General features: G+C 67.5%; 24 protein-coding genes and 1 pseudogene. 10 read left to right on the forward strand and 15 right to left on the reverse strand.

Going from position 1 to position 26,739, the window contains the following annotated elements; genetic code table 11:
* Positions 1-4 precede the first annotated feature (4 nt).
* On the reverse strand, positions 5-604 hold the full coding sequence (locus BN973_RS03125; protein ID WP_036465840.1) for a TetR/AcrR family transcriptional regulator: 600 nt from the start codon (positions 602-604) through the stop codon (positions 5-7).
* Positions 605-696: 92 nt separating this feature from the next.
* On the opposite strand from BN973_RS03125, the gene BN973_RS03130 reads away from it, so the two are divergent.
* Positions 697-1,647: an oxygenase MpaB family protein gene (locus BN973_RS03130; protein WP_036465841.1), complete on the forward strand. Its 951-nt coding sequence runs from the start codon at positions 697-699 to the stop codon at positions 1,645-1,647.
* On the opposite strand, the gene BN973_RS03135 is transcribed toward BN973_RS03130, so the two are convergent.
* Positions 1,640-2,629 (reverse strand): amidohydrolase family protein, encoded by a 990-nt coding sequence (locus BN973_RS03135; protein WP_036465842.1) that lies wholly within the window; start codon positions 2,627-2,629, stop codon positions 1,640-1,642. The two genes, BN973_RS03130 and BN973_RS03135, sit on opposite strands and share 8 nt — an antisense overlap.
* A 211-nt stretch (positions 2,630-2,840) precedes the next feature.
* Between BN973_RS03135 and BN973_RS03140 the strand changes: the two genes are divergently transcribed.
* From BN973_RS03140 to BN973_RS03150, 3 genes are all read left to right on the forward strand, one after another.
* Complete coding sequence (locus BN973_RS03140; protein ID WP_036465843.1) at positions 2,841-3,629, forward strand: SDR family oxidoreductase; 789 nt, start codon at positions 2,841-2,843, stop codon at positions 3,627-3,629.
* 116 nt (positions 3,630-3,745) lie between these two features.
* Positions 3,746-4,837 carry an acyl-CoA synthetase family protein gene (locus tag BN973_RS03145; RefSeq protein WP_036465844.1) on the forward strand — a complete coding sequence of 364 codons (1,092 nt, stop codon included), beginning with the start codon at positions 3,746-3,748 and terminating at the stop codon, positions 4,835-4,837.
* A gap of 22 nt (positions 4,838-4,859) precedes the next feature.
* Complete coding sequence (locus BN973_RS03150) at positions 4,860-6,236, forward strand: aldehyde dehydrogenase family protein (protein ID WP_036471982.1); 1,377 nt, start codon at positions 4,860-4,862, stop codon at positions 6,234-6,236.
* Here the strand turns inward: BN973_RS03150 and rpsR are convergent.
* Genes rpsR through rpmB form a run of 4 tightly spaced genes read right to left on the reverse strand, consistent with a single transcriptional unit; the run spans position 6,233 to position 7,197 of the window.
* Positions 6,233-6,490 (reverse strand): 30S ribosomal protein S18, encoded by a 258-nt coding sequence (gene rpsR, locus BN973_RS03155; RefSeq protein WP_036465845.1) that lies wholly within the window; start codon positions 6,488-6,490, stop codon positions 6,233-6,235. The genes BN973_RS03150 and rpsR overlap by 4 nt on opposite strands.
* Complete coding sequence (gene rpsN, locus BN973_RS03160; RefSeq protein WP_036465846.1) at positions 6,491-6,796, reverse strand: 30S ribosomal protein S14; 306 nt, start codon at positions 6,794-6,796, stop codon at positions 6,491-6,493.
* The gene (gene rpmG / locus BN973_RS03165; protein WP_036465848.1) at positions 6,797-6,961 is read right to left on the reverse strand and encodes a 50S ribosomal protein L33; all 165 of its coding nucleotides are present in this window, start codon (positions 6,959-6,961) and stop codon (positions 6,797-6,799) included.
* A complete protein-coding gene (rpmB, locus tag BN973_RS03170) occupies positions 6,961-7,197 on the reverse strand; it encodes a 50S ribosomal protein L28 (protein ID WP_036465849.1) in 237 nt (78 codons plus the stop codon). Before rpmB ends, rpmG begins: the two co-directional genes overlap by 1 nt.
* A gap of 120 nt (positions 7,198-7,317) precedes the next feature.
* On the opposite strand from rpmB, the gene mrf reads away from it, so the two are divergent.
* The 3 genes from mrf (at position 7,318) to BN973_RS03185 (ending at position 11,096) form a co-directional block, all read left to right on the forward strand.
* Positions 7,318-8,511, forward strand: a complete 1,194-nt coding sequence (mrf, locus tag BN973_RS03175) for a ribosome hibernation factor-recruiting GTPase MRF (protein ID WP_036465850.1) — start codon at positions 7,318-7,320, stop codon at positions 8,509-8,511.
* A 144-nt stretch (positions 8,512-8,655) separates the two neighbouring features.
* A complete protein-coding gene (locus BN973_RS03180; RefSeq protein WP_036471983.1) occupies positions 8,656-9,540 on the forward strand; it encodes an SDR family NAD(P)-dependent oxidoreductase in 885 nt (294 codons plus the stop codon).
* Entirely contained in the window at positions 9,537-11,096 is a 1,560-nt protein-coding gene (locus BN973_RS03185) for an AMP-binding protein (protein ID WP_036465851.1), read from the forward strand. The genes BN973_RS03180 and BN973_RS03185 overlap by 4 nt, the downstream gene beginning before the upstream one ends.
* Here BN973_RS03185 and BN973_RS03190 read toward each other — a convergent pair.
* From BN973_RS03190 to BN973_RS03200, 3 genes and pseudogenes are all read right to left on the reverse strand, one after another.
* Complete coding sequence (locus BN973_RS03190) at positions 11,093-12,346, reverse strand: hypothetical protein (protein WP_036465853.1); 1,254 nt, start codon at positions 12,344-12,346, stop codon at positions 11,093-11,095. The genes BN973_RS03185 and BN973_RS03190 overlap by 4 nt on opposite strands.
* A gap of 363 nt (positions 12,347-12,709) precedes the next feature.
* A pseudogene (locus tag BN973_RS03195) lies at positions 12,710-17,546 on the reverse strand (HAD-IC family P-type ATPase).
* A 163-nt stretch (positions 17,547-17,709) separates the two neighbouring features.
* On the reverse strand, positions 17,710-18,738 hold the full coding sequence (locus BN973_RS03200; protein WP_084163286.1) for a sigma-70 family RNA polymerase sigma factor: 1,029 nt from the start codon (positions 18,736-18,738) through the stop codon (positions 17,710-17,712).
* A 110-nt stretch (positions 18,739-18,848) separates the two neighbouring features.
* Between BN973_RS03200 and BN973_RS03205 the strand changes: the two genes are divergently transcribed.
* Positions 18,849-19,607 carry an SDR family NAD(P)-dependent oxidoreductase gene (locus tag BN973_RS03205; RefSeq protein ID WP_036465856.1) on the forward strand — a complete coding sequence of 253 codons (759 nt, stop codon included), beginning with the start codon at positions 18,849-18,851 and terminating at the stop codon, positions 19,605-19,607.
* Between the two features lie 26 nt (positions 19,608-19,633).
* Positions 19,634-20,374 (forward strand): DUF899 domain-containing protein, encoded by a 741-nt coding sequence (locus BN973_RS03210; protein ID WP_036465858.1) that lies wholly within the window; start codon positions 19,634-19,636, stop codon positions 20,372-20,374.
* A gap of 87 nt (positions 20,375-20,461) precedes the next feature.
* On the opposite strand, the gene BN973_RS03215 is transcribed toward BN973_RS03210, so the two are convergent.
* Both BN973_RS03215 and BN973_RS03220 read right to left on the reverse strand, forming a co-directional pair.
* Entirely contained in the window at positions 20,462-20,686 is a 225-nt protein-coding gene (locus tag BN973_RS03215) for a hypothetical protein (RefSeq protein ID WP_036465859.1), read from the reverse strand.
* Between the two features lie 43 nt (positions 20,687-20,729).
* The gene (locus tag BN973_RS03220; RefSeq protein ID WP_036465861.1) at positions 20,730-21,101 is read right to left on the reverse strand and encodes a nuclear transport factor 2 family protein; all 372 of its coding nucleotides are present in this window, start codon (positions 21,099-21,101) and stop codon (positions 20,730-20,732) included.
* A 117-nt stretch (positions 21,102-21,218) separates the two neighbouring features.
* On the opposite strand from BN973_RS03220, the gene BN973_RS03225 reads away from it, so the two are divergent.
* Entirely contained in the window at positions 21,219-21,680 is a 462-nt protein-coding gene (locus BN973_RS03225; RefSeq protein ID WP_036465863.1) for an SRPBCC family protein, read from the forward strand.
* Positions 21,681-21,693: 13 nt separating this feature from the next.
* On the opposite strand, the gene BN973_RS03230 is transcribed toward BN973_RS03225, so the two are convergent.
* The 4 genes from BN973_RS03230 to BN973_RS03245 are packed head-to-tail and all read right to left on the reverse strand — an operon-like array spanning position 21,694 to position 26,738.
* Positions 21,694-22,836 (reverse strand): NDMA-dependent alcohol dehydrogenase, encoded by a 1,143-nt coding sequence (locus BN973_RS03230; RefSeq protein WP_036471984.1) that lies wholly within the window; start codon positions 22,834-22,836, stop codon positions 21,694-21,696.
* Between the two features lie 56 nt (positions 22,837-22,892).
* Entirely contained in the window at positions 22,893-24,365 is a 1,473-nt protein-coding gene (locus BN973_RS03235) for an AMP-binding protein (protein ID WP_198048884.1), read from the reverse strand.
* Positions 24,362-25,144 (reverse strand): SDR family NAD(P)-dependent oxidoreductase, encoded by a 783-nt coding sequence (locus tag BN973_RS03240; RefSeq protein ID WP_084163287.1) that lies wholly within the window; start codon positions 25,142-25,144, stop codon positions 24,362-24,364. Before BN973_RS03240 ends, BN973_RS03235 begins: the two co-directional genes overlap by 4 nt.
* Entirely contained in the window at positions 25,137-26,738 is a 1,602-nt protein-coding gene (locus BN973_RS03245) for an AMP-binding protein (protein ID WP_036465868.1), read from the reverse strand. The genes BN973_RS03240 and BN973_RS03245 overlap by 8 nt, the downstream gene beginning before the upstream one ends.
* Between the last annotated feature and the right edge of the window lies 1 nt (position 26,739).

Here is a 26,739-nt window from a genome sequence, read left to right on the forward strand (position 1 = left end):
AAGGTCAGGCCAAGTCGCCGATGATCGGGACCAGGTAGCGCGCGGCGTACTTGCGCACCGCGGCGTGATCGGAGATGTCGAGCCGGTCGGTGGGGAACACGATGATGCCCAGCGCCACCCGCAGCAGCACGTCGGCGATGTTGGCCAGGTCGGCATCGGGGATGTCGGCGCCGCATCGACGCAGCGTGTGTGCGATCCCGGCGGCGAATTGGCCGATCGGGAAGGCGTGCGACCGGGAGAACAGCCCGAACAGCTCGGGCTCGCTTTCCACGATGCGCGAGTACAGCGGGGAGTCCTGGACCAGGCGCACCCCCAGCGTGAAGGCCTCGATCACCGCTTCGGCCGGAGTGCAGCCGGCGGTGGCCCGGTCCAAGGTGGCGAAGAACAGCTCGCCCTCGCGGCGCACCACCCGTTCGACGAGATCGTCCTTGGTGGGAAACCGCCGGTAGACGGTGCTGCGACTGACCCCGGCCCGGGCGGCGACGTCCTCGATGTTCGCGCGGCGCACGCCGTAGGTCTCGAAGACCGCTCGCGCGGTGTCCAGGATGGTGTCGTCGATGTCGGCGGTGTCGACGAGACTGCCGTCACGGCTGCGGTTTCGCACGGATCACGACCTCCCTCGGCACTGTCGACGCCGGAATGCTACGGTGACACAAAGATACATCTTTGTGTCACTGACTCACGGGGAGGTTGGGCATGACTACCCTCAATGACCGGTCGGCCGGCGCCCGTTTCGACAGTGGCGTGCGGGAGGCGGTCCCCATCGTGGTTGAGGGGCAGGTCGACGACGAGACCGCGGCGCGGCTCGGGCCCGATTCGTTGATCTGGAAGTTCTACGGCGATCACCGCACCCAATTCTTCGGGTTCCAGCGCGTTGCCGGTGTGGAGAACTGCATCGAGCAGCTTGCCCAGGGCGTGCTTGACCACTCGGTGATCTTCAGCGACACGTTGGGCCGGGCCAAGCGAACCGCGCCGCCGTTGATGAAGACCGTCTACTCCGACGCCCCGCACGAGTGGGGTCGCAAGGTCCGCGACTTTCACAAACCGATCAAGGGCACCATCAGCGACGGCTCGCGGTATCACGCCCTGAATCCCGAGTTGTTCTATTGGGCGCACGCGACTTTCGTCGATCAGGTCATCTACAACACCGACACGTTCATCCGCCGGCTGTCGGACGCGGAGAAGGAACAGATCTTCGACGAAGGCAAGGTCTGGTACAGCCTCTACGGCGTCAGCGGTCGCGGCCAGCCGGAGACCTACGCCGACTTCGTCGCCTATTGGGACGACATGCTCGAGCGGTTCGTGCCGCACAAGACGGTGCTGTACGGCACCGGCTACATCCGTAAGGGCATTCCCGGACCGCGCTGGATGCCCAAGGAAATCTGGAAGGTGCTGTCCGCGCCGTTGAACGCCTACACCCGTCTCGTGCTGGTCGGAACCATGCCGCCGCAGATGCGTGAAGTGTGCCAGTTGCAGTGGGATGCCAAGAAGGAGAAGCGATTTCAGCGGTTTGCCGCCGTCGTGCGGGCACTGAACCCGGTGTTCAACCGGCTTCCGCTCTGGTTTCTCTACACGCCATGGGCGGTGACGGCCTGGCGCCGGGCGGGCGTTGACCCGCGCCGGCTGCACAACCGCGCGGCTAGCTGATCCGCAGCAGCCGTTCGGCGTTGCCGTGTGCGATCTTCTCCCGGTCGGCGGGCGACAGCATCGTCTGCTCGAAGCCCCGGACTGCCTCGTAGGAGGACTCGTACGGGTAATCGACGGAGAACATCAGCGCGTCGGCGCCGACCTCCAGCACGGCTCCTTTCATCACCGCGGGTGAGAACACACCGCTGTTGGTGAAGACGATGTTGGTGCCGAGGTAGGTCGACGGCGCGCGCCGCAACGTGCAGGTCTGCGCCAGCGACGTCGACGCGAAGCGGGAGTCGATGCGGCTGCGCTGGAACGGCAGGAACTCGCCCATGTGTCCCAAGATCATCGTCGCTCCGGGGTGCCGGTCGAACACGCCGCTGAACAGGATCCGTAGCGCATGTCCGCCGACTTCGGCGGCCCAACTCCAGGTCGCGCCGTACAGCTCCGGGCGCCCCTCGATGACCTGCCAGTGATCGGCCGGGGGTGCGCCGGGGTGCAAATACAGTGGCACGCCAAGGGATTCCACCGCCGCCCACACCTCGTCGTATTCGGGCCCGTCCAGGTAGCGGCCGCCGGGTCCGGTGATGCAGTCGTTGACCAGGGCGCCGCAGAAGCCGTCCTGGGTGACGGCGCGTTCCAGTTCGGCCACCGCGGCGGCGGGATCCTGCAAGGGCAACGCCGCGAATCCGCGGAAGCGATCCGGATTTTCGCTGATCGCCTTGGCCAGGTAGTCATTGGCGAAGCGGGCGTTGTCGCGGGCCCGTTCGGCGTCGATGTCGACCTGCAGCCCGGGCGACGTCAGGGAGAGCACCTGGATGTCGATGCCGGCGTCGTCCATCTCCGCCAACCGGTGCTCGCCGACGTCGGGGAGCCGGAGTTCGCAACGCTGGGCGTATTCGGCCGTCATGCGCTTCTGCAGCTGCTGGTGCTCCGCAGTGGGCTGGCGCTCGGCGAGTTCGGGGATGAAGAACGCTTCCTCTAAAGCGATGTAGCGCATCGGGTTTCCTCACTGTCGGATTACTGTGTCTCCCTTCGACTCTGCGCCCCGGCCTGCTATTTGTGAAATGAATATCTCGCATAGAGAGTATGTCTGCGACGCATATTCGCAGAGTTGAGCCGATGGGTGGTGACTCGGGCGGAAACTCGTGGTTACCTCAAGGCATATCTGAGCATCCCGCTACGTCAGCCCGAGCGTGAGGAGCGCAGCAATGCAAATGACGGGTAATACCGTTCTGGTCACCGGCGGTGGCAGCGGGATCGGCCGCGGTCTCGCGGAGTCGCTGCATCGGCTCGGCAACCAGGTCGTGATCGCGGGCCGTCGTCGTGAGCTGCTGCGGGCCGTCGTCGAGGCCAACCCAGGCATCGGCTACCTGCCGCTGGACCAATCCGACGCGGCCGACGTCAGGCGGTTCGCGGTCGAGCTGACCGACCGCTACCCGAACTTCAACGTCTTGATCAACAACGCCGGAACTCAACGCGTCGAGGACCTCACCGCCAGCAACGCCGGCGCGGCGGAACAGAGCATCGCGATCAACCTGATGGGCCCGATCCGCCTCATCTCGACATTGCTCCCGGCGCTGCTGCGAAAGCCGCGCGCGGCGATCCTCAACGTGACGTCGGGCCTGGCATTCATGCCCAGTGCGCTCACGCCGACCTACTGCGCCTCCAAAGCCGCACTGCACTCCTACACGCAGTCGCTGCGGTTCCAGCTTCGCGACACCGCGGTCCAGGTCATCGAGATCATTCCGCCGCATGTGCAGACCGCGCTGCAGGGGGAGCGCGGATTCGACCCGCGGGCGATGCCGTTGGATGACTACATCGCCGAGACGATGGCACTGCTGCAGTCGCAGCCGCAGGCCGAGGAGATCGTGGTGGAGCGGGTCAAGAACTTTCGCTACGCCGAACGCGATGGCACCTATCAGGAGATCTATCCGGCCTTCAACGAGGCGATCACGGCGTGGCTGCGCGGCGCGGGCAGCAGCCAGGGAGCCCACTGAAAACCTTGCGGTCACGCAGAATTCGCCGCGGGATGGGCTAACGTTCAGCCTTTGTATGTCCTGGCGCGGCTGAGCCCGCGTGGCGGGGTGGACCGGCATGCGACAGGATCGAGGGCATGGCCGATATCGACTTTTCGTTGTTGGACGTCCCGAGATCGGCACCGGTCGAAGACGCCGAGGCCTATTTGCGTGCGGCCATCGCCTGGCACTTCGGCGAGGACACCGGCTCCGCGTTTTGGCTCCGGACCGCCAAGACGCTGGACTTCGACCCGTTGACCGATATCAAGACCTTCGCCGATCTGCGCTTGTTTCCGAACCTGCTCAGTGAGCTGCGCAAGGTGCCGGTCGAGGATCTGATCCCGCGCGGCTACGGTTCACCGCCGCCGGTGCCGCAGGTCTTCGAATCCGGTGGTACCACCGGGGCTCCGAAACGTACTGCGCAACTTCCGGATTGGGTCGCGCAAGTCATCGAATGGCAAACCGAGGACTTCGCCACCGGCGGCTTTCAGCGCGGCCGGGGCTTCCTGTGCCTGATGCCGAGTGGCCCGCACGGCGTGGGTTTCTTCTCGCGGCTGGTCGCCGACCGGCTGGGTTCGGCGTTTCATGCGATCGACATCGATCCCCGCTGGGTGAAGAAGATCGCCGCGCGCAATGCCGCCGGTGAGGTGGCGGCCTATGTCGACCACGTCCTCGAGCAGGCGGCACACGTCCTGCAGACACAGAACGTCGCGAATCTACACGCCACTCCGCCGTTGCTCGAGGCGATTGCCCGCGACGACGGCCTGGTGGACTTGGTAAACGCCAAGATTCGCTACCTGCTGCTCAGCGGCGCGCACGTGGATGCCGATACGCTGGACCTGCTGCGCGACATCTTCCCGGATACGACGATCACGATGGCATTCGGCAGCACGATGATTCTGTCGCAGGCTGTCACCCGAGTCGATGGTGACGCGTTCGTTTTCGACCCGCGCACACCCTACGTCGTGTTCTGGGTAGTCGATCCCGACACCGGTGAGCAGGTGCCCTACGGACAGCTCGGCCAGGTGGTGATGAACCACATCAGCAAGGGCATGTTCCTGCCGAACAACCTGGAGCGCGACATGGCGATCCGGATGCCCGGGCCCGCAGGGCAACTCAGCGACTCGGTCAGCGCGGTACGGCCGGTCGCCACTTTCGAGGGCGAGGCCGTCATCGAGGGTGTCTACTGACGTGGGTGGCGAAACATCCGGTGTGGCTGCTGATTTAGTGCTGCTCGACGCGCTCGGGCCCGGGGGCGAGTACCGGACCCGCAACCGCGAGATCGTCACCACCACGGCCGGGGTGCCGGTCGCCGAGTTGAGTCTGGTGCCGCCGCTGTATGTATCGCGCACCATCGCCGCGCAGCGCAAGGTCGCGCCACTGCCGGCCGCGGAGCGGGAAAAGACGTTGGCCGCCGCCGCCGAAATCTTTGCGAGCGCGGAAATCGGCGGCCTGGGGTTCGACACGTATGTCGAACTGGCCAGCCGGATTTCGGGAGTGCCGATTGCCGTCACCCGCGCCGGGGCCCGCGCCGTGGCGGACGCGGTAGCGCACGCATTCGACGCGGTGCGACCGGCCCAGCCGACCGGCGCGGCCCGCGACTGGCGCGAGGAACGCACCCGCGCCGGCGGTGCGGTCTGGACGCGGCGCGGCGAGGTGTTCGCCGTGCACGCCGCCGGAAACGGCCCGGGTGTGCACGGGTTGTGGCCCCAAGCGCTCGCCCTGGGCTACCGGGTCGCGGTGCGCCCGTCCCGGCGTGAACCGCTCACCGGGCACCGCCTGGTTAGTGCCTTGCGCCAAGCCGGCTTTCGGTACGAGGACGCCGTCTTTCTGCCCACCGATCACGCCTGCGCCGACGAGATCATTCGCTGCGCCGATCTCGCCATGGTGTACGGCGGCCAGGACGTCGTCGACAAATACGCCGTCGATCCGACGGTGATGGTGAACGGACCGGGCCGGGCCAAGATCCTGATCACCGCCGATCGTGATTGGCGCGACCACCTCGACCTGATCGTCGACTCGATCGCGAATCTGGGTGGTATGGCGTGTGTCAACGCCACCGCCGTGCTCTACGAGGGCGACCCGGCCCCGCTGGCCGCGGCGGTTGCCGAGAAGTTGGCGGCGATCGAACCGCTGCCCACCGAGGACGAGCGGGCGATCCTGCCCACCCAGCCCGTGGAAAAGGCTCAGGCGCTCGCCGACTATCTGGCGGCCAAGGCCGCCGGCACCACCGCGCTGCTCGGCGCCGATCAGGTCGTCGCCGCGGTGGGCGACGGCTATGCGGCCCTGCGGCCGGCCGTGTACCTGCTGACCGAACCCGACGTCGACAAGATCAACACCGAACTGGCGTTCCCGTGTGTGTGGGTGTCGCCGTGGTCGCGCGCCGACGGCCTGGTGCCGCTGCGAAAATCCTTGGTGGTCAACGTGATTACCGGCGACGACGACCTGATCGACGGTCTGCTCGGTGACCCGACGATCAGCAACGTCTACCGCGGAAACCATCCGACATATTACGGGGCACCCGAGATCCCGCACGACGGATTCCTGGCCGACGCGCTGATGCGTAACAAGGGTTTCATTCGGGATTAGCCGGCGTTGATGTAGGGCAACAGCGCCATCTCGCGGGCATTCCGGATCGCGGTAACGACTTGCCGTTGCTGCTGCACCGTCAGGCCGGTGACACGGCGGGACCGGATCCGGCCGCGCTCGGAGAGGAACATCCGCAACGTCGTAATGTCTTTGTAGTCGACGTATTTGAGCCCGAGGCTGGCCAGCAAGTTCTTTTTCTCCTCGGCCGACCAAGTTCGGGCCGGGCGGGTCTTGGACTTCGAACTGCCGGCCATCTACCAACTCGCCTTTCGTATGCCGGGCAGCTGCCCTTCGTGTGCCAGCTCGCGCATCCGCACCCGGGACAGCCCGAACTTGCGCAGGTGCCCGCGCGGGCGACCGTCGACCGCATCGCGGTTGCGCACCCGCACCGCGCTGGCGTCGCGCGGCTGCCGGGCCAGCGCCTGCTGCGCCGCCATCCGCTGGTCGGGCGTGCTCGCCGGCGACCGGATGATCTGCTTGAGCAGGTCCCGACGCTCGGCGTAGCGGGCGACGATCGCGCGACGCTGCTCGTTCTTGACGATCTTGGATTTCTTGGCCATTCAGCGTTCCTCCCGGAACTCGACGTGGCGACGCACCACCGGGTCGTACTTGCGCAGCGTGAGCCGGTCGGGGTCGTTGCGCCGGTTCTTGCGGGTGATGTAGGTGTAGCCGGTGCCCGCCGTCGAGCGCAGCTTGACGATGGGCCGAATCTCGTTGCGCGCCATCAGATGCGCCGGCCTTCCCGGCGCAGCCGCGCGACGACGGCCTCGATGCCGTCGCGGTCGATCACCCTGATGCCCTTGGCGCTCACGCGCAGCGTGATGCGCCTGCCCTCCGACGGCAGGCAATACGTCTTGGTCTGAATGTTGGGCGACCACCGACGCGAAGTTCGCCGATGCGAGTGCGACACCGAGTTGCCGAAACCCACTGTGCGGCCGGTGACCTGACAGTGCATGGACATGACGCCTCCTCTCTTCGGCCGGCCCGCGCGCGGTTATTGAAAATCATTTTCGACAAGGCCTCGCCCGCACTGTACCGTGGCGGCTGCATTATTGAAAATCATTTGCAATAAGGAGTGGGCATGCGGACCCCGGTGGTGCTGGTAGCGGGTCAGGGTGACACCGACGCGGTGACGGGGGCGTTCCTGCGCCGGCCCGGAACCGTGGTCGTCGAGCATCGATTCGACGGACACGTGGTACGGCGGACGACGGCCATGCTGTGCAAGGGCGAACTCACCACCGCCGGGGACGCACTGGAGCTGGCACACGGGTGTGTGTCCTGCACCGTGCGCAACGACCTGCTGACACTGCTGCGCAAACTGGCCCGCCACGACGGGGTCGAGCGGATCGTCGTACATCTGTCGCAATGGCTGGAACCCGAGCCCATCTGCGTCGCGATCAACCACGTCCGGGTGCGGATCGGTCCCGGCTACCCCGACGGCCCGGCCGCCCTGGATGTGGCGATCGCCGGGGTGGTGACGTGCATCGACTCCCACAGCTGGCTCACCCGCGCGCTCGGGGACGCCCTGCTGCCGGACGGACGCACGACGGCACAGGTCGTCGTCGGCCAGGCCGAGTTCGCCGACCTGCTGGTGCTGACCCGTCCCGAGCCGGTGACGCTGGCCGTGTTGCGCCGGCTTGCGCCGCGGGCGCGGATCACCGTGGGGCTCGAACGCGTCGACATGGCGCTGGCCAATCTGGAGGACGACTCGCGACGTGGCCGCAGCGATCATCCGCACGGCTGGCTGCTCGCCGGGCGCCCGCCGCTGGGCGCCGACGGGCCCGTGCGAATCGTCGAGTTCAACGCCCGCCGCCCGTTTCACCCCGAGCGCTTGCACGCCGCGGTGGACCTGCTGCTGACCGGCGTGGTGCGCGCCCGCGGGCGGCTGTGGCTGGCCAGCCGACCGGACCAGGTCATGTGGCTGGAGTCCGCCGGCGGCGGCCTACGGGTCGCCGGTGCCGGGAAGTGGCTGGCGGCCATGACCACGCACGAGGCGGCCAACGTCGACGCCCAACGGCGCCTGTTCGCCGAGCTGCAGTGGGAATACCGGTTCGGCGACCGGCACACCGCGATGACGGTGCTGGTCTGCGGCGGGCAACCCCCCGACATTCTCGACGCCCTGCACGGGGCGCTGCTGACCGACGCGGAAATGGCGCAACCGCGGGAGTGGGGCGGCTATCCCGACCCGTTCGGCGATTGGCACGAGGACCCCTGCGACGAAACCTCCGGCGCGACCGACGAAGTCGCGTCCGACTCCGAGCGTCGCGAATCGTGAACTGACACCGCATCGGCCTGCAGCCGGTACCGGGGGTTCGGCCGGTGCCCGCGGTCTGGTAGCTGTAGGTTACGAGTCGCAAAGCGTTGGGAAAGCAGCGCTGCACCAGGACTCGGCACGCCTCTCGGTGAATGCGGTGTGAAGGTGAACTTGATAGGCCAGGCCTTTAAGACGGCGACGGACCGGTTGGCCAACCCCGCGCGGGTCGCGGATCCAGACAAGCTGCGCGCCGCGGTTTCGGGCAAGACGGTACTGGTCACCGGCGCGTCATACGGAATCGGGGAGGCGACTGCCCGCCGACTGGCCGCCGCCGGCGCGACCGTGCTGGTCGTCGCGCGATCGGCCGAACGGCTCGACGATCTCGCCGCGGCGATCAACGCCGGCGGCGGGCACGCCGTCGCCTACCCGACGGACCTGAGTGATGAGGCCGCCGTCCACGTGCTGACCAAGCAGATCACCGAGAACCACGGCCCCCTCGACATCGTGGTCAGCAATGCCGGAAAATCGCTGCGCCGTTCGCTGCATCAGCAATACGACCGCCCGCACGATTTCCAGCGCACCATCGACATCAACTACCTGGGGCCGATCTGGCTGCTGCTGGGACTGCTGCCGGCCATGCGGGAAAACGGCGGTGGCCACATCGTGAACGTGTCGAGCGTCGGCGTGCGGGTGGTGCCCGGCCCGCAATGGGGTGCCTACCAGGCGTCCAAGGGCGCGTTCGATCGTTGGCTGCGCAGCGTGGCGCCGGAACTGCACGCCGACGGCGTTGCTGTCACGTCGGTCTACTTCGCGCTGGTTCGAACGCGGATGATCGCGCCGACGCCGATCCTGGGCCGGCTGCCCGGTCTGTCCCCCGGCCAGGCCGCCGATGTCATCGCCAAGGCGGTCGTCGAGCGCCCGCGTACCGTCGAACCGCCGTGGGTGTTTCCGGCCGAGCTGGCTTCGGTGCTGCTGGCCGGCCCGGCGGACTGGGCGGCCCGGTTATGGCATCGCCACTTCTTCGCCGCTGGCCGAAAGGCGGACGGATGACCGACGGTGTGGTCGCCACGACGGCCCGGGCCCTGGTGTCGTCGCGGCTGCTGAGCGTGCCCACCCCGATCGCGGTGCTGCGGCTGATCCGCGAGGTGTATCGCGGCGGCACCAACCTGTGCACGCTGTTGGCCGTCGCGGCGGCGCGCTGGCCGGAGCGCACGGCGATTATCGACGACGACGGCGCGCTGAGCTACCGCGAACTGCAGTCCAAGACCGAGGCGCTCGCCCACGAGCTGGTCCGCGACGGCGCCGGCCCCGGCGAGGCCGTCGGAATCATGTGCCGCAACGGCCGGGACTTCGCGGCATCGGTGTTCGCCGCGGCCCTGGTCGGTGCGGACGTGGTGCTGGTGAACACGGAGTTCCGCGCCACTGCCCTGGCAACTGCGTTGGGGTCGCATCAGGTACGAAACATGTTCTGCGACAACGAGTTCGCCGAGCGGGTCAGCGATGCCGCGCCCGCGGTGGACGTTATCGACCCGGCGACCGTGCAGAGCCGGCCGGGCACGCCGCGACCGCGCGTTTTCGAGTCCGGCCGACTCATCCTGCTGACCTCGGGCACCACCGGTACGCCAAAGGGCGTACCGCGACTGCCGCGGATGAGTTCGGGAGTGGGCGTCGGCATGACGATTCTGGAGCGCACGGGGCTGCGCGTCGGATCGCGAATCGCGGTGGCGGTACCGATGTTTCACGGCTTGGGCCTGGGCATGCTGATGCTCACGATCAGCCTGGGCGGTACGGTTCTGACGCATCGGCGGTTCGATGCCGAGGCGACGCTGGCCCAGGCATCGCTGCAGCGCGCCGATGCGCTCAGCGTGGTCCCGATCATGCTGGCGCGCATCATGGACTTGCCGAAACGGGTACGTATGCGAAACCCGTTGTCGTTGCGGGTTGTGATATCCAGCGGCGATCGGCTCGATCCCAGCCTCGCCAGCCGTTTCATGGACGCCTACGGCGAAATCCTTTACAACGGATACGGTTCCACCGAAGTCGGAATCGGGGCGTTGGCAACACCTTTCGAGCTACGCCATGCCCCGGACACGGTCGGACGGCCGGTGGCGGGGTGCCCGGTTCGTATCTTCGACAAGACCGGCAGGGCCGTCGGGCCGCGGGTTACCGGCCGCATCTTCGTGGGCGGCGAGCTGATGACCAAGGGCTACATCGGCGGTGGCGCCAAGACGGTCATCGACCAGATGACCAGCACCGGGGACATGGGCTATCTGGACAACTCGGGCCGGCTCTACATCGTTGGCCGGGAGGACGACATGATCGTGTCGGGCGGTGAGAACGTGTATCCGCGGGCGCTGGAAAACGCGCTCGCCGGGCATCCCGACGTCGCCGAGAACGCGGTCGTGGGGGTGCCCGACGAACAGTTCGGCCGCCGACTGGCCGCATTCGTCGTTGCCCGCAATCAGCGGGAGATCGACGTGGCGGCGCTACGAGAGTACTTGAAGGGCAAGGTCTCTCGCTTCGAACAGCCCCGAGACATTCATGTCGTCGACAGCATTCCGCGCAACCCCGCCGGCAAGGTCATCCGCAAGGAGCTGTCGGGCTAAAACCACGGACCGGCGTAGTCACCGGTTGCCCCACGGGCGAGATATGCACCGGAGCGATCCATCGCTGTTGCGCCGCCGCCGCCGCACGGAAAGCTGTAGCTGCCTACGCACAAAGTGTTGGAACCAGTTGAAGTCTTGGGTCCTTCGGTGCGAAGCAGGACCCATCCGCCGTCCAGCTTCGCAAGCGGGCGCACGGACCATCCTGCGGACATGGTCTTCGATGTGCGGTAGTCGATCACCGGGTTGTCGGATTCATTCTTCAGATAGACAAGGTTTCCGCCGATATCCGCATCCGAAATTTTCAGGCCGCTGATCTGCTGATCACTCAATCCGAAGACTTCTTTCTTGGCGGCCGTGTCGAAGATCTTGAGATACCCACCGCGACGGCTGTCACTGCCCGCCAAGATGATCGTGTCACCGTAGGTGAAGGCCTCCGCCAGCGCGGGAATCGTTGGGGAGGGAGCCATTCCCTGACTCATGTCGAGGTAGGGCGCGATGGGACCGGTGATGTCCCGTGCCCGCATGTCGAAATAGAAGACACCAGGCGCAAGATCCGCCGGGTCGACGGATGCTCCGGCCTTGGGGGTGGCTTGCACGTTGTGTTCGAGTAGGAAGCCATGATCTACCGCAATGATATTGCCGAGGTTGCGGAATGTGCCGACTTCGGTCCCGTCGGCGCCGCTGTGGAAGTGCAAATCGAAGGTGGTATAGGTGGGCCCTTTGATGGCGTTCTGCACCGCGTAACCGTCGTAGTTGATTCCCCTGATGCCGGTATCGGTGTTCAGTGCCACCTCGAGATGCGCCTTCGTCTCAAGCGTGTTGGGATCGAAGAAGGCAACCGAGATCAAGTCGGGTCCCGACCAGTGGACGACCACGAACCCGCCCTCGGCTGGATAAATCGACCAGTTTGCGTCGACTTCGTTTCCGGGGGCCGGTGGCGAAAATGGCTTCTTTGCTGTCGGTTGGGGAGTTGACGGATCAAAGGCGATGAGATTGGTCTGTTGAGACTCCGGAGTCAGCCCTTGGGACGGGGTCTTGGTGGTGAGCAGGTAGATGACCCGTTGCTTGCCGTCGTTGGTGGTCGCGACCGCGCAGCCCTGCGCCATCAGCTTCTCGCCGGCGGCGATCGCCGGATGCGGCAAGGCGATATTGTCGCCGGTTTGCGTATCGAAGATCTGGCCCGTTTGGGGGGCGTTGGGTTGGACTGCGGGATCGCAACCCGCGTAGATCGTCGACGAGTTCCGCAGCAATCGATCACCCTGGGTGCCGGGCAGAGTCGCTCGTGTCGATCGCTGCGGTGCAGTCGACGTCGTCCCAGTCGCCGGCGAACCCTGCGGGCGTTTCGCCGGCGAGCCGCACCCGAAGAGCGTTACGGCACAGGCGACTACAACCGCGATGGTGCACCCGTTTCGGCCAGTTGAATGTCGATGCGTTGGACGTGACATAAAGACTCCTAGCTTCTGACACGATCGCGGGCGTCAAGATTTGGGATGCCGTCGGATGATGGCCGATCACCGTTGCCGCACCTACGGGATTGGACCACATGGCGTGCCGGATCATCCGGGGTTTCGTCAGTCCCACTCGAAAATCTCGAGGCTACCGTGCCCGGAGTCTCACTCCTGGTCGGGCTGGATGACACCGATGGTCTTGTTGAGCCAGTTGGGCGCCAGCCACGAGATCGCGGTGGCGCCCGCGGTGGCCCCCATCACGCCCGACCACGCGATCGGTCCCAACGGTGTGCATCCGAAGAATTGGCTGACCACCGGGGTTTGCACGATGCCGACCAGCACACCCGCGCTGCCCAGCGCGGTCGCCACGACGAGCGGGCTGTGCTGGCGGGTCAGCAGCGTCTGGGCCAGCTGCGTGGTCACCAACGCCGTCAATCCCATTGTGGCCGTGCGCCGTTCGCTGCCGGGTGTCCAGCGCCCGATGGTCCAGGCCGCCGTCGCGCCCGCGGCGGTGACCACGCCGCGGGTGACGATCTGGCGCATCAGCGGGGCGTCGAGCGAGGGTGTGGGGCCGGTCAACACCGCGAGACGGTGTGCGGCGCGGGCGTTTTCGGCCTGCTCCTCGGTTTCGTACTCGGCCTCGTCGGGTTCGACGTACTGCGACGTGACGGCAACCGCCAGCGCGGGGAACATGTCGGTGAGCAGGTTCACCAGCAGCAGCTGACGGGTTCCCACCGGCGCGCGGCCCTGACCGAACGCGGTCCCGATGATGGTGAACAGCACCTCGCCGACGTTGCCGCCGACCAGGATCGTGACGGCGTCGCGAACACCGGCCCACATGCTGCGGCCCTCGACCAGCGCGTCGAGCAGCACGCTCAGATCGCGGTCGGTCAGGACGATGTCGGCGGCGCTGCGGGCGGCCGACGAACCGCGCCCGCTTACGCCGATCCCCACGTCGGCCATCCGGATGGCCGCGGCGTCGTTGGCGCCGTCGCCGACCATCGCCGTCACCCGGCCACAGCGCTGCAGCGCCGCCACGATCTGCACCTTCTGCTCCGGGCTGACGCGGGCGAACACCTGGACGTTGGAAACGACCTTGGCGGCGGCGTCCTCGTCGAGACCGGCCAGTTCGGCGCCGGTGATGACCCGCGCATCCGCCGGCAGCCCCAGCTGGCGGGCGATCGCCCGGGCCGTGATCGGATGGTCTCCGGTGATCAGCACCACCTCGCGGCCGGCTGCCTCCAGCGCCTCGATCAACGGGCGCGACGACGCCCGTGCGGTGTCGGCCAGGCCGACGTAGCCCAGCAGCTCGAGGTCGTGTGCGGTGGCGTCGACGGCATCGACGTCGGTGTCCTCGTCATGCGTGGTCCCGTTCGGCCAGGGGCGGCGCGCCACCGCCAACACCCGCAAACCCCGTTCGGCGAGGCTGCGCACCACCGACTCGGCGTGCGCCCGGTCGGCCGCCGGGTCGGCGAACCGGCAGCGGGGCAGCACCACCTCGGGTGCGCCCTTGAGCATCAGCACCGGCTTGTCGGCGTCCGCGCTCAGGGTGCCGATCGCGGCGGCATAGCCACGACTGGACTCGAACGGCACCTCGGCAAGCAGCTGCCAGCCCGAATTGTTCTTGGTGAGAAGGAAACTCGAGGCGGTGAGGATCGCCTCGTCGGTGGCGTGCGCGTGGCCTTGTCCGTCCTGGGGCTGAGGCGACGCCCAGGCCGCGGCCCGCAGCACCGCGGCCGAGCGCGGATCCTCGGCTTCCGGGAACGGATCGCCCGGCCGGGCATCGTGCGGCATCGCGCACAGGACGCGCAGCCGGTTCTCGGTGAGGGTGCCGGTCTTGTCGAAACACACGGTGTCGACCCGGCCCAACGCTTCGATCGTGCGCGGCGAGCGGACCAGCACCCCATGCGACGTCAGGCGCTGCGCGGCGGCCAGCTGGGACAGCGTGGCCACCAACGGCAGACCCTCCGGCACGGCGGCCACGGCGATCGCGACACCGTCGGCGACGGCCTGACGTAGCGACGCGCGCCGCAGCAACGCCAACGCGGTCACCGCGGCACCGCCGGTCAGGGTCAACGGCAGCACCTTGGAAGTGAGCTCGCGCAGCCGGGCCTGCACTCCGGCCGCCGTCTCGACGTCGGCAACCGCCGAGATCGCCCGGTGCGCAGCGGTATTGACCCCGGTGGCCACGACGATCGCGCGAGCGTGACCGGCGACGATCGTGCTGCCCTCGAACAGCATGCTCGCCCGCTCCGGGTCGTTGACGGCGACCGGCTCCACCTGTTTGTCGACCGGCAGCGACTCGCCGGTCAGCAGCGACTCGTCGACCTCGAGGTCCTCGGCCACCAGCAGTCGCGCGTCGGCCGGAACCACCTCCGGTGCGGCCAGGTCGATGACGTCACCGGGTCGCAGCGACTTGGCGGACACCGTGACCGTGCGGGTGGCGCGCTGGGCCGCCTCCAGGCGGCGCCGGGTGGTGGCCACGGCGGGGACCGCGACCCGACGCACCAGCTGATCCTGCTCGGCGAACAGCTCGGCGGCCGCGGCCTCGGCCCGCAATCGTTGTGCCCCACCGGTTATCGCGTTGGCAGTCATGACGCCGCCGACCAGCAGCGCGTCGATGTTGCTGCCGACGATGGCCGACGCGGCGGCCCCCACCGCCAGAATCGGGGTCAACGGATCGGAGAGCTCGACCCGGGTCGCCGCGGCCAGCCGCGCCAGGTTGTGCAGCGGTCCGCGCAGTCCCGCGAAAGGCGGGCTGTAGGACAGGTCGTCGAGGCGGCGACGCCAGGACGGGGTCAGGGTCTCCACGGCCAACGGCCGTGAACCGCCGGCCAGCCGCGAGTACACGATCTCGGGGTCCAGCGCGTGCCAGGCGGTGAGCGGCTGCGGGGTGGGGTCGGGCAGCCGCAGCACCCTGGCGGCCGAGAAGGTTCCGGCCACCAGCGCGGTGGCCGCGGCGGCGTTGACCGGGTTGAGCCAGCGGCGGAAACTCGCCGGGCTGCTGGGCCGCTCCTGGTCGCTGCCGGTGACCAGCAGCAGCCCGGCCAGCGTCGTGCCGCCCTGGGCGAGGTGTATCGCCGATTCGCTGGCCGCGCGGGCCACCGGAATCGCGGACAGGATGCGCACCGCGTCGGCCAGGTCGGTACCGGTGATGATGTCGGCGGTCCACGGGGTGGCGGCACGTGGATCATCAAGTGCCACACCGACATCGGCGATGGCCAAGGCGGCCAGCGTATCGGTCGACGCGAAATCGCGGTGCACCGCGGTGATCAGCAGCACCGGGCCGCGATCCACCCGCAGCTCACGCACCACGGTCAGCAGCGGTGTGCCGGGCGGGTGCGTCGCGGCGACGCTGGCGGTCAGATCCTCGGTGCCGGCGACGTGACGCAGGACCACTCGGGCCCCGGTCCGGTTCGCGGTCTGCAGCAACGGAATCGCGTACGGGTCGACTTCCCAACCGACCTCGACCCTGCCGACGCATTCGCCGTCGACCATGAGGTCCGCACTTTCCAGACCCTGCGCGGGGGTGGCCGACGGGCCTTGCACCGGAACCCATCTCAGATGCGCACCGGTGGCGGGCAGCTCGTCGGGATCGGGCTCGGGCGCCTGTTCCCCGTGCAGCAGCGCGTCGGCGACCTCGTAAACCCGGTCGTCGTCCCATCCGGGTGCCTCGCCGATCGATTTCAGGACGGCACGGTGGTCACCGCGCAGCGCCGCGCCGTCGATGACGACCACTTTCACCCGGTCCAGCCGACGCAGGGCGCCGGGGTCGAGGACCAGTTGCCCGCCGTTGGCCAGGCCGCGGCCCAGCGTCGAGGCGAACGCCTGCCGGCCCATGTGCGCGGCGCGGGGCACCCCGGCCTCGATCGCGGCGGCCGCGTCCTCGGTGCCGCCGCCGGCCACCAGCGCACTGGCCGCGGCGATCAGCGAGCCGTTGGCCGCCGACTCGACATAGGCCTCCACCGGGCCGGCCATCGACCCCTTCTCGGTGTCCATCGCCGCGTCGATGGCTCCGCCGACCACGACGTGCGAGGCTTCGCCCGCCGCCGCGGCGGCCCAGCTGTGCCGGGGTAGATGCGACTTGGCGCCGGCCGAGGAGATGACCGGGACCACCGGAGCCTGCGGACGATCGGGCGACGCCAGGTGTGGCTCGCGCTCTCGCCACACCCGCCGGTGTGCCGCCGCCTCGGTGATCTGCAGCGTCCGTTGCGTCATATCGAGCAGCGGCGTGCCGAACGATTTGGGTCAGCCCGTGCGCCGCCGCCGTCGTGGCGGCCAGCACGATATCGGTGCCTACCCGCCCCAGTCGCGACTCCAGGATCGACACCATCCGGGGTTGATGGTTGATCAGGGCGGCCGCTGCCCGGGTGGTTTGTGGCGCGGCGGGCAGGCGGGTCACCCAGCCGGTGACGGCGGCGGTCATCGCCACCATGTCCATGGCCGCCGAGGTGAGCGGCACCAGAATCGCAAGCGGGTTGCCCGGGTCGGCGAACGGCGCGGAAATCGGTACGTCCGACTTTGTGGAAGCCAGGTCGGCGGCAATCGCGGCAACCGTCGACCGCACCTCGTCCAGGACGGCGTCGTAGTCTTCGGCGTCCTCGGCGAGTTCGAACACCAACCGGCCCAGGGAGCCCTCGACGTGGGCCTCGGCTACGCCCGGGATCCGGCGAACCGGCTCCTCGACGACGGCCGAGTACTCGTACCAGCGCGAGAACGGCAGCAATGGATCCAGGTCCAGGTGCACCCGCCGACCGCTTTGCCAGCGCACCGGCGGGGTGATGGGGGCAGCAGACCCGTTGGATGACGGGTTGATTCCGAGTGCCCGGTTGGTGGAGTCGGCCATCGACTGCACCACGGGCCCGGCCAGTTCGACTACCGGGCTCGCCAGGAGCTGCACCGCACCCGCGGCGCCCGCCGCGGTGGACACGCCGGCTTTCACCAGCTGGGCTGCTCCGTCGGTGAGACCAGCGACGACGCTGGTTACACCCGGAATCTTCATTCGGTCATCCTTCAAATACGTCTGTCGCGCTAATAATCCTGGGGTGCCGGGGACCTGTCCACATCTGTGCCCGAAGGCAGGCCGGGCGATGACACCAACGGCTTCGGTGGGTTGGGGATTTTCGCTGGGTTAACAGCGGGTGTAATCGCGTCCCCTGGGAAGTTTACCGGCTGGACGGCAAATGAAACGTCGCGAACAACGCCGGGTCGAGGAAAACCGTTATGGCGGCGACACCGTCGGCACCGACAGTGATGACGTGTATCGAATGCGCCCGCAGGATTCCGTCGGCGGCGCGGCGGTACTCGGCCACGGCCGGTTGGGCATTCGCGGCAGTCGGGACCATGACAATGTCACCGGCGGTTGTAAATGCGTGCGCGGCAAGGAATTCCAGCACGGTGTCGCGGCCGGTGAACCACACCGGCAGCGGCGGCATTTCGAGTTTGACGTCGGCCTGCAGCAGCGCGGTCAACGCGGCCATGTCGGCGTTTTCGAATGCCGCACAGTAACGGTCGAGCAATTCGCGGCGCTTGGCGTCGTCGGGCTCGACCGCGTCGTCCTCGGTGGGGGAGGCCTCGGCGAGCCGGGCCCGCGCCCGCTGCAGCGCGCTGTTGACCGAGGCGGGGGTGGTTTCCAGCAGTTCGGCAACTTCGGCGGTGCTGAACTGCACGACGTCGCGCAGTATCAGCACGGCCCGCTGCCGCGCGGGGAGTTCCTGCAGCGCCGTCATCACCGCCAGCCGCACACTGTGCCGCGCCGTCACACTGTGTTCCGGGGTCGCGAACACGTGCGTATCCGGGATCGGTTCCAGCCATTGATGGGCGCCGCCGCCGCCGTCGAGATCGGTATCCGGGTCAATTGAGCTGTCGCCCAGGCCGGCCGGCAGCACCCGGCGGGCGCGGTTCTCCAGCGCGCGCAGACATGCCGTGGTGGCGATGCGGTACAGCCAGGTCCGCAGCGCGGCGCGCTCCTCGAATGCCTGATAACCACGCCAGCCGCGCAGATAGGTCTCCTGGACGAGGTCTTCGGCGTCGTGCACCGAGCCGAGCATCCGGTAACAGTGCGCAATCAACTCGCCGCGATACGGGGCGGCCTGCTCGATGAAATCCTGCTGAGCCGGCACAGGCGCTCTCCTATGTCTCGCGGGGTGGGCCGAAACGCTACTCCTTCTACAGAGACATCGGGCCGGCGAAATTCATCGCCCTTCGGCCGATTAATTCGGTCGAAGCGCCGTATCTGAACCAGTGGATGTCTAGCCACGCCGGGGTTGCACCGGCAGAGTTCACCAAGGAAGCGAGTACGCAAATGAACCGGCCCAACCAGAAACTTGCGGGCACCACCGCGATCGTGACCGGTGCGAGTCGCGGGTTCGGTCGCGCCATCGCGGCCGCGCTGACCGAAGCCGGTGCCGGGGTCGTCGGCGTCGCACGCACCGCCGCCCTGCTTGACGAGGTTCGCGGTGAACTCGGCGACTCCTTCATCCCGGTGGTCGCCGACGCCGCCGACCCGGCCACGGCCGGCGAGCTGATCGACAAGTACAACCCGCGCACGCTGGTGCTGTGCGCCGGCTCCGCCCCGCGGATGAGCCCGCTGCAGGAGCAGAGCTGGGAAACCTTCAGCGCCAACTGGAATGTTGATGTCGCGCAAGCGTTTCACTGGACCCGCCACGCGCTGGCGCGCCCGTTGGCGCCGGGCAGCGCGGTCATCCTGATGTCCAGCGGCGCCGCGGTCAACGGGTCGCCACTGTCCGGTGGCTATGCGGGGGCGAAGTCGACGGTGCGGTTCATCGCCGGCTATGCGGCGGGGGAGTCGGACCGGGCCGGGCTGGGCATCACCTTCGTCTCGGTACTGCCGCGGCTGACCGCGGCCACCGAGCTGGGCGCGAAGGCCGTTGCGGCCTATGCCGAGCGTCAAGGCGTCGACGTCGACACCTTCGTCGCGTCGACCGGACCCGCGCTGACCGTCGAACTCGTCGGCACCTCGGTATCGGCGATCGCCGGCGGCGAGCCCGGTCAGCACGGCGCCTATCTGCTCACCGCGTCGGGCCTGTCGGCGCTGACCTGACATCAAAGCGAAAGGCGGACAACGCAATGGACACACCACCGATCGTGTCGGCGCAGGAGTGGGCGGCCGAGCATCAGCGGCTGCTGGTCAAGGAGAAGGAGGTGCTGCGCGCCCATGATGCACTGGCGGCCATGCGGCGGCGCATGCCGTGGCTGGCAGTGGACCAGCAGTACGAATTCGATGCGCCGGACGGCCGGGTGAACCTGCTGGAGCTCTTCGAAGGCCGGCGCCAGTTGATCGTCTACCGTGCCTTTTTCGGGCCCGACGTCCACGGCTGGCCCGACCACGCCTGCCGCGGCTGCTCGATGATCGCCGACCACATCGGGAATCTCGCCCATCTCAACGCGCGCGACACCACCTTGGTGTTCGCCTCGCGTGCACCCCAGCCCGACATCGACCGCCTCAAGGCGCGGATGGGCTGGCGGATGCCGTGGTACACGATCACGGACAGCTTCGATGTCGACTTCGGCGTGCACGAGTGGCACGGCACGAACGCCTTCATCCGGGACGGCGACCGGGTTTTCCGCAGCTACTTCATCAACAACCGGGGCGACGAGGTGCTGGGCAACACGTGGAGCTTCCTGGACATGACGGCGCTGGGGCGCCAGGAGGCCTGGGAGGACTCGCCGCCGGGGTACCCGCAGACCGCGCCGTACGAGTGGTGGGACTGGCATGACGCCTACGGGCAGCACGAGCCGTCGCGGTGGTTCGGCGAACCCGACCCGAACGATCCCAACGACCAACGCCCGCCGCGTAAACGCGTTTGATTGCCCGGAATTAGGCCCGAATAACACGAATGCGCGGTAGCCGTCCCACGGCTACTCGCGCATTATTTTCCGACGCGTGAATTCGCTTTACAGAATTCGGTGGTGTGCCCTGTCGACCTGGTATCCGGCCGGGAAGGACTTCTCGATGACCTGCAGCTGGTGATCCACCCGGGACTCCAGTTCGAGAACTACGCAGCTATCGCCGAGGGATTTCGATTCGAGAACAATGTACCGCTGGCCACAATCGGTGATCGGGTCGCCCGAGTGCAATTTCTCGACCGCTACCGACTCCGGAGTCGCATCTGCCTCCATCCCTGACACGTTAGGTCAATTCCGCGAGTGAGGGAATAGACCGCTACGTGTTGTCGGCGTGGCGCTGCTTGAAAAACACGCTGACCCGAGCGATCAAGCCGTCATTGTCTTGCTCGAACAGGATGCATTCGGGCCACGTCGTCGCGACGCCGTCGATCTCGAACGTCTCGGACAGCTCGGCGAACGACATCCGGGAGTCCACGTGTGAGACCCGCTGCACGTGCAGCCGGTGGCCCTTGAGATTGGTGCATACCTTGCGCAGATAGGCGACGTAGCGCGCCTTGCCGTCGACGACATCGCAGAACGGACCCTCCCGGGTCAGGCCTTCCTCGGCGATGGTGTCGGCCAGTCCGTCCCAGTCGTGGGCGGCCAGGCATTCCAGGTAGCGCTCGACCACGTGACCTTGGTTGCCCATGTCGCCTCCGCTCCGCTGTCTGCGCCGAGCGTAACGCCACGGTCGAACAACCGCGGAAAACCAGCGTGGCGTTACGCTCGCGGGCCTTTCCGCGCATCCGCGGGCTAGATTTCCTCCATGAGCTGGTGGACCGTGCACACCGACCGGACGCTGTCCGAGCTGGTGCCCGCGCCGCCCGACGCGGTGCGCGACTATTACGTGGACCTGAACAACATCAAGCTCGTCCACCCGTTGATCGTGTCCGTGGAAACGGTGTCGCGCAGCGAAACCGAGGACGGCTATCAGCAGACCTATCGAGTGGTCGATCGAATCCCGCTGGGGCCGTTGACGTTACGGACCACCTATCAGGCCCGGCTGCGAGTGCCCGCGCACGGCGATGTACTGACGGAGGCCGACCAGTCGCCCGGGGTGCGGCTACGCGGCACGGTGAGCTTCGAACCGGTCGACGGCGGCACCCGGGTCACCGAGCGGATCGGGTTCACCGCGCCGCGCCTGTTGGCCGGGGTGACCGTCCGCGAGGGGGTCAAGGCACACATCAAGATGCTGGCGGGCATTCGGAATCACTTCGAGTCCGGATGATCTGCGCGCCCGATCACGTACCGGCGAAATCGATCACGCCGCGAATGTTGCGGCCCTCGCGCAAATCCGTCATCGCCTCGTTGATGTCCTCGAGCCGATAGTGGCGGGTGACCAGCTCGTCCAGTTTGAGTGCGCCCGCCTGATACAACGACAACAGCAGCGGCACGCTGGTGCGCGGGTTCATACCGCCGTACAGAGCCCCGCGGAGTTGTTTGGCCGACAGCGTCATCTCCTGCAGGACCAACGGTGTCGGAGGTTCGGTGTACGGGGTGATACCGGTGAGCACGCAGATCCCGCCCTTGCGAAGCAGCGTGAGCGCCAACGGGATCAAGTCGACGTGCACGACGCCGGGACAGACCACCACCCGGTCGGCCATCAGGCCGTCGGTGATCTCCCTGACCAACGGGATCGCTTCCTCGGCCGACGCGGCGGTATGGGTGGCCCCGAAGAACTTGGCCGAATCCCGTTTGGAGTCAACCGGATCCACCCCGACAACATAGGTTGCGCCGACAGCTCGCGCGCCCTGCAGGGCGTTCATCCCGACCCCGCCGGTGCCGATGACCACCACGGTGTCGCCGGGCTCGGTGCCGGCCGAGATCGTCGCGGAGCCCCAGCCGGTGCTGACCCCGCACGACACCAGGGAGGCGGCATGGAAGGGGATCGCGTCGTCGATCTTGATGACGGACTTCTCCGACAGCACCGCATATTCGGCGAACGTGCCGAGTTGACCGTAGGCCAACAGGTTTTCGTCGCCGAGGTGCCGGCGACACGTTCCGTCGGTCGGCATCTCCCGCCGGAACAGGCTGGCGCCGATGTCGCAGATGTAGCTCTGCCCGTTCACGCAGAACCGGCAACTGCCGCACGCCGGAATGAACGACAGCGCCACGTGATCGCCGGGCCGCACCGTCGTCACGCCCGGCCCGACCTCGGCGACCACACCGGCACCCTCGTGACCGCCGAGCAGCGGGAACCAGTCCGGTGCGGGCTGGCCGCTGGCGGCCAGCACCTCGGGGGTCGGCACGACGTCGCCGGTGAACAGGTGGTCGTCGGAGTGGCAGACCCCGGCGACGGCCATCCGCACCAGGACTTCACCGGCGCGGGGCGGATCGAGCTCGATCTCGCGGATCTCCCAATCCTGGCCGACCCCGCGAATCACCGCGGCACGACACTTCATTGCGACCTCCTTGATTTCTCTCGGCATTCGCCGCGGGCTCACCGCGCCAAGCTGGCCCGCAGTTCCCGCTTGAGCACCTTGCCGTAGCTGTTTTTCGGTAACTCGTCGACGAATTCGTAGCGCTTGGGCCGTTTGAAGCGGGCAATGCGCCGCAACAGATGCGCGTCCAAAGCGGCCGGGTCGACCGCGCCGACGATGAACGCGACCACCACCTCGCCCCACTCGGCGTCGGGCGTGCCTACCACGCATGCCTCGGCGACTCCGGGGTGCTCGAGCAGCACCTCCTCCACCTCCCGGGGGTAGATGTTGCTCCCGCCGCTGATGACAACATCTTTCGACCGATCGCGCAGCGTCAAATAACCCCGCGAGTCGAAGGAACCCATGTCACCGGTGTAGAGCCAGCCATCTTTGAGCGTGGCAGCGGTCGCGCCGGGGTTTCGCCAGTATCCGGACATCACCGCGTCTCCGCTGCAGACGATTTCGCCGATCTCGCCGACGGGTGCCCGCTGACCGTCCGCGCGCAGCACCGCGACCTCCATCCCGGAGCGCGCATAACCGACCGAACCGAGAATCGCGTCGTCGCCCGACTCGTGATCGACGCCGCGCAGCCCGGTGATGGTCATCGGGGACTCGCCCTGCCCGTAAATCTGCGCGAAGATCGGGCCGAACGCCGTGATCGCCTTGCGCAGGCCTTCGACATACATGGGCCCACCGCCGTAGACGATCTTCTTGAGATTGGCCGGACGGCCGCGGCCCGTATCGACCAGCCGCTGCACCATCGTGGGAGCCAGAAATGCGCTGGCGGCCGGGTGCTGCGCGCAGAGATCGAGAAACTCGTCCGGATCGAATGCACCCGAGGAGGGCACCACCTGACGGGCGGCGCGCAGCACGTACGGCAGCACGTAAAGGCCGGAGCCGTGCGACATCGGTGCCGCATGCACGAGGCTGCAGCCTTCGTCCGGATCGTCGATGTCGGCCAGGTGGGCGACGGTCATCGCCGTGAGGTTGCGGTGCGACAGCATCGCGCCCTTGGACCGGCCGGTGGTTCCGCTGGTGTAGAACAGCCACGCCAGCGCCGTCGGGTCGGTGCGCGGCGGAGCCCACGGGGCGGCGGCGAATCGTCGCGAATAGTCCCCGGAGTCAATGACTTCCGTTGGTGTCGCGGTCAACGACGCAAGCTCGCCGCCGATGGTGGACGAGGCGAACACGCGAGCCGCGCCCGCGTCCTCGAGGATCTGCGCCATCTCGCGTGGATGCAGCTTGTAGTTGATCGGGACGGCGACGCACTCGGCGGCCCAGATCGCAAACATCAACTCGACGATCTCGGGGCGGTTGTGCGTGGCGATCGCGATACGAGCACCCGCCTCGTGCTGCTGGCGGATCGCTGCCGCCAAGCGTAATGCCCTGTCCCGCAACTCAACCCACGTGCAGACCTGGTGATTGCCGAGGTACACGGCGCCGCGATCGGGGAACCGGCTTGCGGCCTGCTCGAGCATCGCAAACAGATTCATTGCTCGATCCACCGCGAATTCAGCGCGGACTCGGACAGGTACTTCGTCGAACTCCAGCCGCCGTCCACGACGATCGTTTGGCCGTTGATGAAACTTCCGCCCGGCGAGCACAGGAAAGCGACGGTGCTGGCGATGTCGTCGATGCGGCCCAACCGTTGATGCGGGGTCATCTCGGTGTTGATCTTGCGGAATCGCTCGTCCGCCAAGCGCTTCTCGACCATCGGCGTCACCGTCACCCCGGGTGCGACGGCATTGCAGCGGATCCCCGACGCGCCGTACTGGCAGGCGATGTGGGTGGTCAGGGCGGTCAGCCCGCCCTTGGCGGCGGAGTAGGCGCCGCCGCGCAAGCCGCCGACGACCGCGAATGTCGACGTCACGTTGATGATCGCCGATCCGGGTGACATGTGCGGCAGCACCTCGCGAGCGAGCCGAAACGGTGCCCGCAGCATCAAACCCAGGAAATAGTCCAGGGTTTCGTCGTCCGTCTCGTGCAGCGGTTTGGGGCTGCCCACGCCGGCGTTGTTGATCAGGAAGTCGATGCGACCCCATCGCCCGACCGCGAGGTCCACGATGCGTCGCGGCGCGTCATCGTCGGTCAGGTCGACCGCGAGGGTGGCGACGCGATCCGGATCGCCGATCGCCTTTTCGAGTTCGGCGAGCCGGTCTCGGTCCCGGCCGGTGCCCACGACCGCCATGCCCATTTCGGCCAGTTTTACCGCGCAGCCCAAGCCGATACCGCTGCTGGCTCCCGTGACGATAGCGACCTGCATCTCACCCATCCTCGGTTCCCGTCCGCAGCAATGACGCCCGGATCCGATGCTTGAGAACCTTTCCGGCGTCGTTCTTCGGCAGCGCGTCGGCGATCACGACCTGTTCCGGTGCCTTGAATTTGGCGACGCCCTTGCTCACCAGCAGCGCAAGCAGACTCGCGACGTCCGGGTGCTCGGTGCCCGAGGGAACGATCACGGCACACGCCCGCTCGCCGGTGCGCTCGTCGGGCAGTCCGACGACCGCGATTTCGGCGATGCCGGGATGGTCGGCGAGCAGGTCCTCGACCTCCTTGGCCGAAATGTTCTCACCGCTGCGGATGATGACGTCCTTGGCCCGGCCGGTCACGACCAGGTACTTCTGATCGACCCAGCGCCCGAGGTCCCCGGTGCGGAAAAAGCCTGCGGCATCCAAAGATTCGTCTTCGGGATGACGGTAGCCCACCAGCATCTGCGGACCGCGCACACAGATCTCCCCGTCACCGGCGGGCGCCGCCTCGTGCGCGACGAGCTTGATCTCGGCGATCCCGGGCCTGCCGTCGGTGTCCGCCGCGTGATCGGCTTCGCCGGGCCGCGGGGCGCCGACCGTCGCGACGGGCACTTCCGTGCATCCGTACACCCGGGTGACCACCGCATGCTCGAAATACTGGGTAGCGCGGCGGATCAGCGGCGGCGATACGGATGCGCCGCCGCAGACGAATACCTTCAAGTCGGGCAGGTGGGTTTCGGCGCGCTGGGCGGCGGACAACAGCTGCTGCAAGAACGGGGTGGCCCCGGCCATGTGGGTACAGCGTTCGGCGTCCATCAACGCGACCGCCTGCGAAGGTTCCCAGCGGTCCATCAACACTGCCGTCGTTCCCAGCAGCAGCGGGCATTCGAACGCGTATATAGAGCCACCGATGTGGGCGATCGGCGACGGGACCAGGAATTTGTCGCCGGGCTCGATCATCCAGTGGTCGCGGATCTGAACTATCAGGGCGTGTATCGAATTATGGGTGTGCAGGACGCCTTTCGGGCGACTTGTGGTGCCGGATGTGTAGAGAATCATCCGCACGGCATCGGGATCCAGCGCGGGAAGTGTCTCGTTTGGTCTTTGCGCCAGCAGGGCCGGGTACGGTGTGTGCGGACCGGCATCACCACGCAGCACCACCACTGTCGGCGCCGATCTCATCGCGGCGGTCACGCGTTCCAGCATCCCGGCGTAGTCATGCCCGCCATACCGGCCGGGGACGAAAACCATTGCGGTGCCGGCGTCTTCGAGGACAAATTGTAGGTCGTGGTCGCGCAGCGACGGCAGGATCGGGTTGACCACCATTCCCGCCAGGGTCGCGGCCAGATAGATGACTGCGGCCTCGTGCCAGTTCGGGAGCATGAACGAGACAACGCTGCCGGGCGGGATGCGCGACAGCATGGCGGCCGCCAGCGCGCCGGCCTGCGAATGCAACGTGGCGCAATCCAGTCGAACCTCCCCGTCCACCACCACCGTTCGCTGCGGCGATAGTTGCGCGGCGGTGCGCAGCGAATCGGCCAGCGTGGAGTGCACCCACAGCCCGCGGCGGTATGCCTCGGACGCGAGCGCGGCGTCTTGCGGTGCCCGGGTAAGCATC

This window comes from Mycobacterium triplex (assembly GCF_000689255.1).
Taxonomy (GTDB): domain Bacteria; phylum Actinomycetota; class Actinomycetes; order Mycobacteriales; family Mycobacteriaceae; genus Mycobacterium; species Mycobacterium triplex.

What these genes read in the sequence shown, in the direction of transcription:
- BN973_RS03185 (WP_036465851.1), top strand. Translation starts at nt 9,537, where the DNA reads ATGACCGACGGTGTGGTCGCCACGACGGCCCGGGCCCTGGTGTCGTCG.
- BN973_RS03135 (WP_036465842.1), bottom strand. Translation starts at nt 2,629, where the DNA reads ATGCGCTACATCGCTTTAGAGGAAGCGTTCTTCATCCCCGAACTCGCC.
- BN973_RS03220 (WP_036465861.1), bottom strand. Translation starts at nt 21,101, where the DNA reads ATGGGCAACCAAGGTCACGTGGTCGAGCGCTACCTGGAATGCCTGGCC.
- BN973_RS03215 (WP_036465859.1), bottom strand. Translation starts at nt 20,686, where the DNA reads ATGGAGGCAGATGCGACTCCGGAGTCGGTAGCGGTCGAGAAATTGCAC.
- rpmB (WP_036465849.1), bottom strand. Translation starts at nt 7,197, where the DNA reads ATGTCCATGCACTGTCAGGTCACCGGCCGCACAGTGGGTTTCGGCAAC.
- BN973_RS03245 (WP_036465868.1), bottom strand. Translation starts at nt 26,738, where the DNA reads ATGCTTACCCGGGCACCGCAAGACGCCGCGCTCGCGTCCGAGGCATAC.
- mrf (WP_036465850.1), top strand. Translation starts at nt 7,318, where the DNA reads ATGCGGACCCCGGTGGTGCTGGTAGCGGGTCAGGGTGACACCGACGCG.
- BN973_RS03130 (WP_036465841.1), top strand. Translation starts at nt 697, where the DNA reads ATGACTACCCTCAATGACCGGTCGGCCGGCGCCCGTTTCGACAGTGGC.
- rpsR (WP_036465845.1), bottom strand. Translation starts at nt 6,490, where the DNA reads ATGGCCGGCAGTTCGAAGTCCAAGACCCGCCCGGCCCGAACTTGGTCG.
- rpmG (WP_036465848.1), bottom strand. Translation starts at nt 6,961, where the DNA reads ATGGCGCGCAACGAGATTCGGCCCATCGTCAAGCTGCGCTCGACGGCG.
- BN973_RS03225 (WP_036465863.1), top strand. Translation starts at nt 21,219, where the DNA reads ATGAGCTGGTGGACCGTGCACACCGACCGGACGCTGTCCGAGCTGGTG.
- BN973_RS03205 (WP_036465856.1), top strand. Translation starts at nt 18,849, where the DNA reads ATGAACCGGCCCAACCAGAAACTTGCGGGCACCACCGCGATCGTGACC.
- BN973_RS03210 (WP_036465858.1), top strand. Translation starts at nt 19,634, where the DNA reads ATGGACACACCACCGATCGTGTCGGCGCAGGAGTGGGCGGCCGAGCAT.
- rpsN (WP_036465846.1), bottom strand. Translation starts at nt 6,796, where the DNA reads ATGGCCAAGAAATCCAAGATCGTCAAGAACGAGCAGCGTCGCGCGATC.
- BN973_RS03240 (WP_084163287.1), bottom strand. Translation starts at nt 25,144, where the DNA reads ATGGGTGAGATGCAGGTCGCTATCGTCACGGGAGCCAGCAGCGGTATC.
- BN973_RS03145 (WP_036465844.1), top strand. Translation starts at nt 3,746, where the DNA reads ATGGCCGATATCGACTTTTCGTTGTTGGACGTCCCGAGATCGGCACCG.
- BN973_RS03235 (WP_198048884.1), bottom strand. Translation starts at nt 24,365, where the DNA reads ATGAATCTGTTTGCGATGCTCGAGCAGGCCGCAAGCCGGTTCCCCGAT.
- BN973_RS03140 (WP_036465843.1), top strand. Translation starts at nt 2,841, where the DNA reads ATGCAAATGACGGGTAATACCGTTCTGGTCACCGGCGGTGGCAGCGGG.